Origin of the sequence: Lentzea xinjiangensis, from assembly GCF_900110955.1 — a bacterium.
Lineage (GTDB): Bacteria > Actinomycetota > Actinomycetes > Mycobacteriales > Pseudonocardiaceae > Lentzea > Lentzea xinjiangensis.
Genome location: NZ_FOFR01000044.1, coordinates 1 through 11,881, shown reverse-complemented (window position 1 = coordinate 11,881; position 11,881 = coordinate 1). Strand labels below are relative to the sequence as shown.

The window sequence follows — 11,881 nt, the reverse complement described above, 5'->3', positions numbered from 1 at the left end:
CTAGCTGTACTGACCTGAAAGGTTCGGAACGCGGCTGGCGGGTGGCTGGCCTTTGAGTGCGGTGTGACCGCGGTGGTGATTGTAGGTGTGAAGCCACCGCGGGAACGCCTCGCGGCGCTCGGTTTCGGTGCGGTAGGGGCGGGCGTAAGCCCATTCGTCGAGCAGGGTGCGGTTGAAGCGCTCCACCTTGCCGTTGGTCTGGGGACGGTAGGGACGGGTGCGTTTGTGCGTGATCCCGGCGTCGGCCAGGGTGTCGCGCCAGAGCAGGGAGCGGTAGCACGACCCGTTGTCGGTGAGCACCCGCTCGACGGTGATTCCGCTGGCGTGGAAGAAGGTCTGCGCTCGCTGCCAGAACGCGACGGCGGTTTCCTTGGTCTCGTCGGGCAGGATTTCGCTGTAGGCGAGGCGGGAGTGGTCGTCCACGGCGTTGTGCAGGTAGCTGTAGCCGAGGTTGGGCCGGCCGCCGACCTTGCGGCGCCGGGCGGGGTCGCGGTGTGCGGAGCTGTTGCGCTGGCCGGCTTGCCTGCCGTGGATCTTGTGGCCGCCGCCGTCGGGGATGTTGCCCAGCTTCTTGATGTCGACGTGGACGAGCTCGCCCGGCGTGGCGCGTTCGTAGCGGCGCACCGGCTGCCCGGTGGCGCGGTCCACGTGGCGGAGCCGGGCCAGGCCGTAGCGGGTCAGCACCCGGTGCACGGTCGAGGGCACCAGCCCGAGCAGATACGCGATCCGCGCAGGTCCCCACCGCCGCGCCAGGCGGACCTTGATGATCCGCCGTTCGGTGCGCGTCGGGGTCCGGCGCGGGCACGCCAGCGGGCGGGAGGACCGGTCGGCCATGCCCGCCGTGCCGAGTTCGCGGTAGCGGCCGGCCCACCGCTGCGCCGTGCTGACCGACACCTGGAATCGCTCAGCGGCCCGCCGAACAGGCCATTCATCCTCGACGACACACCGGGCAAGACGTAGCCTGCCCAGCTCGGTCAGCGGTGCGTTAGCGTGAGTAATCGAGGGCCTCCTGGCTAGCCGGTGCAGATGTCGCAATCCACACCGAACCCGGAGGCCCTCCCTCATGCCAAGATCATCCGATCACGTGTCGGACCGTTCGCAACCTCGCTGGGCAGTACACACTGAACGTCTTCGCCAGGCGTCGAGTGACGCCCGTTGCCACCGGTCCCGGCCCAGTGGCCAGCAGGGGTCGACCATCGGACAGCTCAAGCACTACTTGATCACCGCCGGCGACCGCATGCCTTCGGTCGTGACGCTGACCGGCGCCAATCGGCCCGCACTGGACCGAGGCAGCCGCATCACCGCGTCCGGCGCACTGTGACACCACACGCTCCCGATCACTGACGGCCTGGCCAAGATGAACGGCACCAACACTGGCCCGGATCAGGCACTGTGGTTCACCGTGACGTCCAGTGCGCCCGCTATCGGGCGGATGCCGGTCGACGGCTCCGCCCACCGCCTCTTCCCGCTGCCGGCCGGGACCGAACCCTGCCGGATCGTCACCGGGCCAGACAACGCGCTCTGGTTCACCACCGGCCGCGGCATCGGCCGCCTGACCACCACCGGCGACTTCACCGAACACCAAGTGCCCGAGGACGCTACGCCGTCGACCTGACCACTAGGGCCCGTCCTCAAAGCTGGTCGCTCTGACATGCTTTGATCTTGTGCCGTGGTGCGCAGGCATGAGCTGACTGATGAGCAGTGGCAGGCGTTGCAGCCGTTGTTGCCGGTGTCGGGGGCGAAGGGTCGTCCGCGGGTGGATGACCGTCGTGTGATCAACGGGATGTTGTTCAAGGCCAAGACCGGGGTGTCGTGGCGTGACCTGCCCGAGCGGTACGGGCCGTGGAAGACGGTCTACAACCGCTTCTGGCGGTGGTCACGCAACGGCACCCTGACCATGCTGGTGGCGAAGGTGCGGGTGATCGCGGAAGCGATCGACGAACTCGATCGTGAGGTCTCGGTCGACTCCAGCATCGTGCGTGCCCATCAGCACGCGGCCGGCGCCCGCCGCCGCCCGCGTGCCCACACAGGGGGCGAGCGGGTCGTGTGGCGGGCAGACCGAACCAGATGATCATGCTATCGGCCGCTCCCGCGGCGGCCCGTCCACCAAGATCCACCTCGCCTGCGACGGGCACGGCCGCCCGCTGACCACCGTCTTGACCGGCGGGAACATCAACGACTGCACCATGTTCGACGCCGTGCTGGCGGGCGTGTGGTTCCCGCCGGCACGACCAGGCCGGCTCGCGACACGGCCGGCGCGGGTGATCGCGGACAAGGGCTACTCCAGCCGGGCCATCCGCGCTCACCTGCGCCGCCGCGGCATCCGGGCCACCATCCCCGAACGCCGCGACCAACGCGCCAACCGGGCCCGCCGCGGCCGCGCGGGTGGCCGCCCACCCCTGTTCGATCCGGTGATCTACAAGCGCCGCAATGTCGTCGAACGCTGCTTCAACCGGCTCAAGCAGTTCCGCGCGATCGCCACCCGCTACGACAAGACCGCCCTGTCCTACCAAGCCATGATCGACCTGGCCACCCTCACCCTCTGGCTTTGAGGACAGGCTCTAGCCCGGACGGCGGGCTGTAGTTCAGCACCGACCAGAGCCGCGTCGGCCGGATCACCACGTCCGGCGAGATCACTCTGCACGACGTACCGGGCGCCGACCGGCTGATCGGGATCGCGGCGGGTCAGGACGGCACGCTGTGGATCGCCGACGGGCCAGCCAACATCGTGTGGCGCTACTCCCCTGCGTAGCCGACACCAGCAGCCTTACTCAGGTACTGGCCACACCAGCAGCCGCCATGCTTCGTTCTGCCGGCCTTCGTCGTCGACAGATGAGCCCAGCCTGGTCGCGCGAACTGCGAAGGAGGACGCCGTGGGCAGGTCGATTGTGACATCGCTGGGCGATCCGGTGAGGCTAGCCAGGATCACGCGGCCCGACTCTGCGGTGAAGCGGCCTTCGAATCGTGCAAGTTCGCCCGCCGCATCGTCGACCGCCGGCTGTTCTGACCACAGTTCGAACTCGATGTGCGCCGCGATTGACTGGTCGGAGGCGTGGAACACCGCTCCCCCACGCCCCACACATCCCACCCAGTCCGCGTTGGCGGGCCGCTCGAGGTCGGACACGCTCGCGTCGCCGAAGTAGTCGAAGAGAACGAACTGCGAAAACTCGACAGGAATCCGTGCTTTCACCGACTTGGTGATGTTCGCAGTCAATCTCGACGCTCCTCATCTACTGGTCGTGGTGCGGCAAGCACCTTGCCGCACCACGGCACGTTATCAGTCGCGAATCAGCACGTAGAACGGATCTTCTTCACCGACGTGGTCATTGGCCATGAACTGACCGAGCAGGTCGCCCGCTTTCTGGTTCTGGCGGCTGAGCACCGGTCGAACAGCGAAGCTGCGGTCGGTGTTGTCGTTGATGGTGAACTGCACGCCCTGATAGGTCGTGGAGAACGGGTACTCGTCGCAGTCGTTGGTCGCCGTCGGGTCAGCAGGGTCGTTGCGCTCGGTGTAGGTCGGGCCGAAGTGCTGCTTGCAGGCCTCGATCGCCGCGGCCCGGTTGTTGTCGCGGCCGATCTGGTCGTGGTAGAGCCGGTGCAGCGGGTGTGCTGTGCCGAACTTGCCGGGGATCCAGGCGTTCGGCTTGCCCGCGGTGCCCGGCTTGGTGCTGCTGATGTTGTCGATCGCGTCGCGGATCAACTGCGCAGACTCGGCGACTCGGTCGTCCGACACGGACAACTGGAACACGCCGGCCTGTTCGTGGAACACGCAGTCACTGCCACGCACGTAGTTCGCCGACACCGCGGTCCGGCCCTGGTCACATCGCTGCGGAACAGCCGGGGCGTCGTAGAACGTGATCGCCGGGTCGACGCTCTGCGGAAGGTAGACGTACGGATCGATCTCGTAGATCTGACGCTGCTCGATCCCGTGCGGGGACGGATCTTCCGGAATGGTCTGACCATCGGTCGGGAACTGGATGCTCTGCGTGCGCTCCGGGTTGCTCGCCCACTGATCCGGCGTGCCGTAGTGGGTCACCGAGTCAGGCAGGCAGTCCTTGCCACCCGCGGCGGGCTCCCAGCATCCCGCTCCGAAGGTCCAGGTCTTGTTCGTCGGGTACTCGCCGATCTTGTTCCAGTCCCACAGCCGCACACTGACTTCGGCGCTGCGGCTGTTTTCGTTCATGCTCACCATCACGACCGCGTCCACGGTCATCGCTCCGGTCAGGAACGGACGGCCACTGCGCACCTCGTAGTGCTCGGACAGCAGTGTAATGCCATGGCAGGCGTTGAAGCGGTTCTTGAACCAGTAAGGCGGCGTGTCCTCCGGAGGAGTCGCGCGGAAGAAGTTGCGGCACTCCTCGGCGTTCACGCGATCACGCACCGGTCGGTTCTCCTCGTCCGCGAGCCGCGCGGCACCTGACGGTTCAGCCGGCGCGAAGGAGTACTTACCAGGACGTGCGAGCTCGGCCAACTCCGCCGCGGTTCGATCACGGCGCTTCGTCCCGTCCACCTTCTTCTTCGTGCCGAGCTCGAGCGCATCAACCGGAACCGACCGGCCCAGATTCCGAGCGAGGTCGGCGACGTCGGCCGTGCCCATCGGCGCGGCCCGGACGGTCTCCAGCTTCATCCCGTCGTACAGCGGCCCAACACCAGAAGCCTGTCCCTGGCTGACAATCATTACTCCGGTGCAAATCACCGCAGCAGACAGATAGCCGGTTTTCAACCTTCGCACAATTCCCCCAACACAGATTCCGAGGAACCTGACCCACAGGCAACATGAGTTGCCTTTCGAAGGGCACACATCGCGCCCCTAATCGAAATCAAGCCCTCAGAGCAGATTCTTCAAGCGGATATGGACGCTATACGAAGACCCAATGGCTCGTCACCCACCAGAGCGCCTACCACCCGTTTAGCCCAGCCTGAACACGCAGCCGCTACTCAGTGCGCATGCCGCTAGGCCACTACCCGATGTTGCGTCAAATATCACATCGACTGTACACGTGCATGGACCGGTGGCGACCAGCGACGAAATGCGGCAAGCTCACGAATGGAGGCAGGAGGCAACATGAATTCGACGTCAGCGACTCAACGACGTACGATGATCATCGCTGCCTGCACAGCCGCTGCTCTGGCCGCAGGGTGCTTGGCATGGTGGATTCACTCACACCGTACGCCCGACACCACCACCAACAACGGAAGCGCCTCATTCTCCTGTGTACAGACGGCCCCTCACGACGACGGCTACTGCGAACGTGTTACCGAGAACGTACTGCGCCGACGCCCACCGTCTCCCGAGCAACGTACGGCCGCAGAACAGGCCCACAACGAAGTCCGGCGCGCGATATCCAGAGGTACCAGCTGCCTGCCGACAGCGGTCGCATCGTGTTCCCGCTCGACCGCCAAGCATCCCCCTACCGACGCCGATGCGGAGTCAGCGCGCCAGAGCCTCAGCAGAGAAGGCTTTCCAGGTAGCGCGGCCAGAATCGCCCGCTCCAACGACCCAGCGCCCGTCGGAAGCCTGCTCTACGCAGCGCAAATCGGCGCAGAAGCGTGCATCGTCGGGCACATCATCGAACTACCAGGCGGAGCCGGTGGCGGATTCATCGGAGGCCTGCTTCCCAATGGCAGCTGCCTCGACGACTGATACCTGCCTACGGATCACCAACTCAGACCAACCTCGATTGCCCGCACTTAACTCACCTCCGACGCGAGTACGTGTGCCGCGGTGAAGCGGTGCCGATAGACATCATCGGTCCGGCTTCGGTTGGTGCCTGACTGCGCGTACTGGACGCAGACCGCCAGCAGCGACCAAGTAGACCGGACCACCACAGCGAGCCTGTCTGTATTCACCTGGCAGACGGCAGATCACGCCTCGAATGCCGGGAGCTGTCGTAGATGACGAGGTCCCCGCCTCATCAGGAGACAGCATGGCAGGCGATCGAGGCTTGAGATCCCGCTTCGCTGCGCTGCGTGGTGAAGATCTGACAAGCCGACGATGGACGCGTTGCTCAGCCTGCCCGCCGAACTCGGTGTGCGGGAAGCAGGTGAACGTCCGCCGAAGGACCACCCCTCGGCCTGAGACCTCGACCGGTGCGGGGGTCACAGCACACCGGCCCGGTGCAGCACGGCCAGGCTCAGGACGCCGGCACCGGTGACGGCCGCCAGGACGAGCTTGAGCACCTTGTACGCGGCGGCCCGTTGCTGCTCGTCCGTTGCCGCGATGGCCTTGTAGCCCGAGTAGCCGATGAGCAGTGCGAACGTGGCGGTAACGCCGTAGATCAGCAGGTTCGTCATGAATCGATCCCTTCAACCCAACGCAACAGGTGTTGAAGGAGGCGGAGTCATCGACTTGGCGTGTGCACAACAAGCCACGAGCTCCCCCGCCCAATCCTGCCAGACGGCATTCAGACGCGTGACCACCTCAACCCTTCGCAGTGTTGAGGTGGTTCGCGACAGGACGGCTCGACATCGAGATTGCCCGGTCCGACGTCGAGGACTGGCTGCGCAAGACGCCTACTGAGAACGCGCCTACGACTGGCGCGGCCCACTTCGCCGACACCATGAGCGCGACAACCAGCCCTACTTCGACCAGTCGCGGAGCAGGAGCGGATCGCAGCCGGAGGTCTACACCGTGCTGTTCAACACCGACGAGTGCCTCGCAGCGGCGCGCGAGCGACTGCGCTACGAGGTACGCGAAGAACTCGAAGAGGTCGCCGAGCAGTACGCCGAACTGGAGAACAAGCGCAACGACCTCATCCGCAGGATCAAGGCGTTCGGCGACAGCGACCGCTACGTCGCCAGCCGGGCCCGCCTTTCGCATACCGCCGTGCAGAACATCACCAAGCAGGTCAGAGCCTGAGCGTTGGCGCGCGGGTGCGTGCCTGCAGCGGAAGTAGCCGCCGCAGGCACGTCGCACGAAACACCCTCGACGTCGACTACTGGACGGCGGGTTGACGATCTGCGACGAGCCACTAGCTCACTACGCCATAGTGCCGCGCCAGCGCCGCGAAGCTCGCGCCTCGCCGTCGCGACGCGCGATCCACCAGCGTGCGCATCGTGTTCGTGCCGAGGGGCTGCCGCCGGACCCAGTCGGGCGCTAGGTCTCGCGCCTGGACGAGGAGGCCGAGCGCGATCTGGTCACGCCGGACCTGCACTGCGGCAGATGCCAGGTGCAGGCGGTGGCCGGCCTCCCAGAATGCTGGCACCGCTCCGTGCGCGTCGGGGATGCGTTCGGCGAGCCGGAGCGCGGTCTCGGGGTCGCCGAGCCGCACGGCGTGGTCGACCGTCTGGAAAGCCGCCACGCGGGGTCCGAAGATCGCGGCCTCGGTCGCGGAGTCCTGTCCGGCGCGCACGGCGGCGGCTTGAGCGATGGCCAGCAGGTCGTTGGCGCGGCTGCCGCTTCCCGCTCGCAGAGCTGCGGACGCGGCGTTGAACAGCAGGTTGCCGAAAATCCCGGCGCGGGCAGGGTCGCGGTCGAGCATCCGGGGCTCCACGGTCTCCGCCGCTCGTACCGCCACGCGTTCGGCGTCCGCCAGGCGCCCTTGGCGGACCAGCGTCCACACGAGGTAGCGCATCGAGATCGCCGTCTCGATCTCGGCGGCGTCCGACTGGCGTGCTGCGGCGAGCGCGCGCTCGGCCGAGGTCCAGGCGAGGTCGTCGAGCTCCAGGCGGCCGGCCAATCCGGCGCCGAGCCGGTAGGCGGTGGACAGCAGCCGGTTCGCGGTCGCGTTGTCGTCGCCGGTGGTGTGGTGCACGAGACGGCGGGCGTCCACGAGCAGGATCGGCAGGGTGTGCAGCAGCTCCGCGTGGCGGCCGTCCACGTAGGCCTGCCAGGCCCGGTGCGCGGTGCCGCCGAGGGTTGCCGGGGTGCTCACCTCGTCGGTGTCGGTGAAGTCGCCGAGGCCGGGGATCTCGGAGCTCGCGGTGATCGCGTGCCGCAACTGGGCGACCTCGGCGGCGTGCTCGCCGCGGTTGTCGGGCAGCAAGCCCAGCAGCGTCTCCGGCGAGACGCCCAGCGCCTGTGCGAGCTTCGCCACGGTCGCCGGGCGGGTGGTGTGCCGCTCGCCGCGCTCGATGCGGCCGATGGTGTCGACGCCGACGGACGCCGCCGCCGCGAGCTCCTCCTGCGAGAGGTCACGCGCTCTGCGGAAGCGCGCCAGGTTCTCAGCGAGGGGTTCGGGCATGACGGCCTCCTGTGGGTCAGCGGTGCTGCTGCTCGACGGCGGGGTGACCGGCTTCGAGCAGAGCGAGCTGCCCGGACCGCACGGCGTCGATCGCGGCGATGATGCGCCTGGCGAGCACCGGTTTCACCAGACCACGGACCTCGTCGAGCGTGTAGAGCCCGACCGAGCGAATCTCAGGGTCCCGCAGCTCGATCGCGGCCACCTCATCGGCGGTGACCAGACCGCCTTCGAAGACGAACGCGAGCCCCTCGGGCATCGGGCCATCCTGCGGGATGTAGTCGATGACCAGCAGGCGCCCGAGCGGCCGGTCGAAGCCGACCTCTTCACGGACCTCGCGCACGGCCGTGCGCCACGGCGCCTCGTCGGCGTCCACGGACCCGCCGGGAATCTCCCACGACGTCTTGTACGTCGTCTCGACCAAGAGCACGCGCGAGGCCTCGTCGCGGAACAGCACACCGGCGGCGGTGCGCTTGCGGTTCAGTGAGGCGGCGTACTCGTCGAACGGCAAGAGGTCCACGACGCCGAACCCTACCTAGTGACGCTCCGAGACACGTTCCCTGCCTTTCAGGCAGAGAACCGCGCGCCAGCTGCTCGAAAGTCCTTCTCCGCCGCTGTGTTGTGGCAGCTCAGGCGTGCCGAAACTGATCATGCCGCGCTTGCCGCCGATGTTGCACACGGGGAGTTGATCGCATGGTGCAGAGCTTGCTGATCTTGATGGCGCTCGGCGCCGTCGTCGTCGGCCTGGTGGGGTGGCTCGGCCAGCACGTCGGCCGCCAGACGCAGCGCCGACGCCAGGTCGACAAGGTCCGCGCGGCGCTGGCCGGCCGAGTCACCGTGGACGAGCTCCGCACCCGCTGCGGCGCCGACTCGCTGCCGCTGCTCCCTACTCCCCGCCCGGCGACCGGCACCCCCGACCCGGCCGGCGAACGTGGTTGCACCGTGTGCGTGGAGCGTGCGTCATGAGCCTGGTTGTTCCCGGCGCCTCGCCCGTCGCGATCTACCCGGTCCTCCAACACCTGATCGACCTGAAGGACGGCGGATGGAAGTTCTTGCCGATGGAGCCGGGGCACGACTACCTCGACGGCTTTCACACGTGGTCGGGCGGCTGGACAGACTCGCTGCGAGTCAAGGGCGAGGGCGACGCGCTCGGTATCCGGACCGACCGCGACAACTCGATCGTGTGGGAGTTCGCGGGGTCGTTGATCGAGGTCGTGCACGAGTTTCTGGTACTGCCGCACCCCAGCGACCGGCTCGCGCCGCACTTGGCGAAGGGGCGAGGGCCGGGCGTGTGATCGAAAGGCCACCGGCGCCTGCGGTCGGGGTCTTCAGGAGGCAGGTGCACCTGCTCGATCCGGACGCGCACGTCCTCGACTTCGAGGTACCCGGCTGCACTTCTCATGCTGTGGTGCGCCACCTGCGCCCCACTTCGATCCACATCGCAGCGAGCGGAACCTGGCATGTCGTGGACTTCTGCAGATCGCTGACCAGCTCCACCTGCTCAACCTCGCGGCATGGTCGAGCCTGCGCAAGCCACCGGACCCGGCGGCAACGCGCAGGCCGATCGAGATCTTCGTCGCCGCGGCGGGCACCACGAGGTGCTAGCCGACCGCGGTGGTCTCCCTGCCGAGGTCGGGGGCGCTGGGCCGGCACCGGGTGTGGACGGCGCACTGGCTCGGTTGCTCGGCTGTTGGCATCAACGATCCCAGTACTGACCAGCGGCGCATCGAGATACTGCACGGTCACCTCGCCGGCGCTCGCGCTCTGCTCGGCCGCGTGGCTGCCCCGCTTCCCCGGCCTTTCCGCCTGAGTCCTCGTGACCCACGTCGTACCGCGTGACTTGACCTTGATCGGAGTCGACGATGTCTGTCCTGTCCCCTCTCGCCGGCACAGCCACGCGCGCGCTGACGAGCCTTCCCGCCGGTACGCCGGCTTTCGGCGTGGAGTTGCTGCGCGCGGTGCTCGACGCTGACGAGCCGACTGCGGCGGGCGTCGCCGCCGAACTGGTGCGGCACGACATGCTGGTGATGCCCGCGCCAGGTCGGTACCTGCTCACCGAGTTCGCGACGGGCATCGGCGGCGCGGCGAGTCCGGACACCGGCGCGGTCAAGGCTGCGATCAGCTGGTTCGTCGATCAGGCCGTGGCCGCGGACCGCGCTCGCGATCGATACGCCGCCAAGGTCTCCCCCGCCTACGACACGATCGGCGCGCCGAAGTTCCGCACGCCTGCCGACGCGATGGCCTGGTACACGCCACATCACTCGTGGTTCATGGCGCTGCTGAACGATCTGGTCGACCGCAAGTGGTACGAGCTGAGCATTACCTTGGCCGAGGCGGTGTTCGGGCTCGCCGGCCACAACGGACTCCACCGGGACCAAGTGGATGCGGCAACGCACGCTGTGCACTCGCTCAACGCCCTGTACTGGAAGCCTGGATGGATCGGCGGTGACGCGGAGAGCGATGACCGCACGCGCCAGTACGACCTGCGGTTCGCCCGGTTCAAGATGAAGCTGGCGTCGGCGCTGCGCAATCTCGGTGACCTGGACGGCGCGCTGGTGGCGCTCGAGGAAGCCGAAGAGCGCGGCCGCGCCCTCGCCGATGTGCGAGTGCTGGCCGCTGTGGCGCGTGGACGTGGTTGGCTGCTCTACACCGCAGGCGACTGGGTGGAGGCGGAGCGGGAGTTGCGCCGAGCCCGTGTGCTGGATGATGCCTTCGGTAACTTGCGCCGGATCGCCCTGGGTAAGCGCCGCCTCGGCGCGGTGCTGTCCCGCCTGGGTCGCTTCGAGGAGGCTCTCGCCGAACTCGACGGGGCAGCCGCCGCCATGCTCGAACTCGGTGACCACATCGCGCACGCCCGTGTGCTCACCGAAACCGGCGCCTTGTTCGTCGCGGCCGACGAGCCGCAGAAAGCCATCGCCCCACTGACCACGGCGTTGGCCACGACGGAGCATGAGGAAGCGGGCTGCGACGCCTACCTCGCCGACATCTACCGGTACCTCGCGCAGGCCCACAAGCACCTGAACGACCCCTCCTACGCGGAGCACTGCTTCACGAAGGCCGTCGAGCACTACCGCCGGGCACACCGCGACACCGACGCGGCCGCCGTCGAGTCCACGTGGCACGAGTCGTAACGAGCATGTGGCAGATCCGCAAGACGAAGGGTCTCGCTGATCACTGTGATGGCTATCAGCGAATCCTGCATTCTGCAGGCTGGAACTACCGCCTGAGCTTTTGATCGATTCGGCCGAAAGCCAGCCTGCGAAACCCGAGAAGCGCTGTCGAAAGGGTCTGCTGCACGGATTGGTGACATCTGAGTTGGCTTGCCGTGATGGTGAGCTGGGAGGATGTCGCTGTGCCCAAGCCCTACCCCCAGGAGTTCCGCGACGATGTCGTGCGGGTCGCCCGTGACCGCGAACCCGGTGTGACCGTCGAGCAGATCGCCAAGGACTTCGGGGTCCACCCGATGACGCTGTTCAAGTGGCTGCGCCAAGCCGAGGTCGAGGAAGGCGCCAAGGCCGGTGCGAGCCGGGCCGAGTCGGTTGAGCTGCGTGAAGCGCGTAAGCGGATCACGCTGCTGGAGCAGGAGAACGAGGTCCTGCGCCGCGCGACCGCGTACTTGTCGCAGGCGAATCTGCCGGGAAAAGGCTCTACCCGTTCGTGACGGAGCTGGCCGCGGACGGGATTCCTGTCGCGGTGACGTG

Annotated in this window: 12 protein-coding genes and 1 pseudogene; 7 read left to right on the top strand and 6 right to left on the bottom strand. The window is 67.4% G+C overall.

Annotation, left to right across the window (positions count from 1 at the left end; all coding sequences use genetic code 11):
- A complete protein-coding gene (locus tag BMW88_RS40555) occupies positions 1-999 on the bottom strand; it encodes an IS481 family transposase (protein ID WP_089960151.1) in 999 nt (332 codons plus the stop codon).
- A 358-nt stretch (positions 1,000-1,357) separates the two neighbouring features.
- Here BMW88_RS40555 and BMW88_RS40550 point away from each other — a divergent pair, with 358 nt between their 5' ends.
- A complete protein-coding gene (locus BMW88_RS40550; protein WP_089962530.1) occupies positions 1,358-1,615 on the top strand; it encodes a virginiamycin B lyase family protein in 258 nt (85 codons plus the stop codon).
- Positions 1,616-1,669: 54 nt separating this feature from the next.
- Positions 1,670-2,552: pseudogene (locus BMW88_RS40545) on the top strand (IS5 family transposase).
- Positions 2,553-2,767: 215 nt separating this feature from the next.
- On the opposite strand, the gene BMW88_RS40540 reads toward BMW88_RS40545, so the two are convergent.
- From BMW88_RS40540 to BMW88_RS40530, 3 genes are all read right to left on the bottom strand, one after another.
- On the bottom strand, positions 2,768-3,214 hold the full coding sequence (locus tag BMW88_RS40540; protein ID WP_089962526.1) for a hypothetical protein: 447 nt from the start codon (positions 3,212-3,214) through the stop codon (positions 2,768-2,770).
- 63 nt (positions 3,215-3,277) lie between these two features.
- Positions 3,278-4,723, bottom strand: coding sequence for a NucA/NucB deoxyribonuclease domain-containing protein (locus BMW88_RS40535; RefSeq protein WP_143116522.1), 1,446 nt, complete (start codon positions 4,721-4,723; stop codon positions 3,278-3,280).
- Between the two features lie 1,376 nt (positions 4,724-6,099).
- Positions 6,100-6,294, bottom strand: a complete 195-nt coding sequence (locus BMW88_RS40530) for a hypothetical protein (RefSeq protein ID WP_089962522.1) — start codon at positions 6,292-6,294, stop codon at positions 6,100-6,102.
- Between the two features lie 337 nt (positions 6,295-6,631).
- Here BMW88_RS40530 and BMW88_RS40525 point away from each other — a divergent pair, with 337 nt between their 5' ends.
- The gene (locus BMW88_RS40525) at positions 6,632-6,859 is read left to right on the top strand and encodes a hypothetical protein (protein WP_089962520.1); all 228 of its coding nucleotides are present in this window, start codon (positions 6,632-6,634) and stop codon (positions 6,857-6,859) included.
- Positions 6,860-6,971: 112 nt separating this feature from the next.
- Here BMW88_RS40525 and BMW88_RS40520 read toward each other — a convergent pair whose 3' ends face one another.
- Positions 6,972-8,183 carry a helix-turn-helix domain-containing protein gene (locus tag BMW88_RS40520; RefSeq protein WP_089962516.1) on the bottom strand — a complete coding sequence of 404 codons (1,212 nt, stop codon included), beginning with the start codon at positions 8,181-8,183 and terminating at the stop codon, positions 6,972-6,974.
- A gap of 16 nt (positions 8,184-8,199) precedes the next feature.
- A complete protein-coding gene (locus BMW88_RS40515; RefSeq protein ID WP_089962513.1) occupies positions 8,200-8,700 on the bottom strand; it encodes an NUDIX domain-containing protein in 501 nt (166 codons plus the stop codon).
- Between the two features lie 173 nt (positions 8,701-8,873).
- Between BMW88_RS40515 and BMW88_RS40510 the strand changes: the two genes are divergently transcribed.
- The 4 genes from BMW88_RS40510 to BMW88_RS40495 all read left to right on the top strand — a co-directional run bounded on the left by BMW88_RS40510 (position 8,874) and on the right by BMW88_RS40495 (position 11,841).
- Positions 8,874-9,146 carry a hypothetical protein gene (locus BMW88_RS40510; RefSeq protein ID WP_089962509.1) on the top strand — a complete coding sequence of 91 codons (273 nt, stop codon included), beginning with the start codon at positions 8,874-8,876 and terminating at the stop codon, positions 9,144-9,146.
- Positions 9,143-9,475, top strand: coding sequence for a hypothetical protein (locus BMW88_RS40505; protein ID WP_089962505.1), 333 nt, complete (start codon positions 9,143-9,145; stop codon positions 9,473-9,475). Before BMW88_RS40510 ends, BMW88_RS40505 begins: the two co-directional genes overlap by 4 nt.
- A gap of 645 nt (positions 9,476-10,120) precedes the next feature.
- The gene (locus tag BMW88_RS40500) at positions 10,121-11,311 is read left to right on the top strand and encodes a tetratricopeptide repeat protein (protein ID WP_177221677.1); all 1,191 of its coding nucleotides are present in this window, start codon (positions 10,121-10,123) and stop codon (positions 11,309-11,311) included.
- Positions 11,312-11,532: 221 nt separating this feature from the next.
- A complete protein-coding gene (locus BMW88_RS40495; protein WP_089962498.1) occupies positions 11,533-11,841 on the top strand; it encodes a transposase in 309 nt (102 codons plus the stop codon).
- Positions 11,842-11,881: the final 40 nt, after the last annotated feature.

What these genes read in the sequence shown, in the direction of transcription:
- BMW88_RS40505 (WP_089962505.1), top strand. Translation starts at nt 9,143, where the DNA reads ATGAGCCTGGTTGTTCCCGGCGCCTCGCCCGTCGCGATCTACCCGGTC.
- BMW88_RS40530 (WP_089962522.1), bottom strand. Translation starts at nt 6,294, where the DNA reads ATGACGAACCTGCTGATCTACGGCGTTACCGCCACGTTCGCACTGCTC.
- BMW88_RS40550 (WP_089962530.1), top strand. Translation starts at nt 1,358, where the DNA reads ATGAACGGCACCAACACTGGCCCGGATCAGGCACTGTGGTTCACCGTG.
- BMW88_RS40520 (WP_089962516.1), bottom strand. Translation starts at nt 8,183, where the DNA reads ATGCCCGAACCCCTCGCTGAGAACCTGGCGCGCTTCCGCAGAGCGCGT.
- BMW88_RS40510 (WP_089962509.1), top strand. Translation starts at nt 8,874, where the DNA reads ATGGTGCAGAGCTTGCTGATCTTGATGGCGCTCGGCGCCGTCGTCGTC.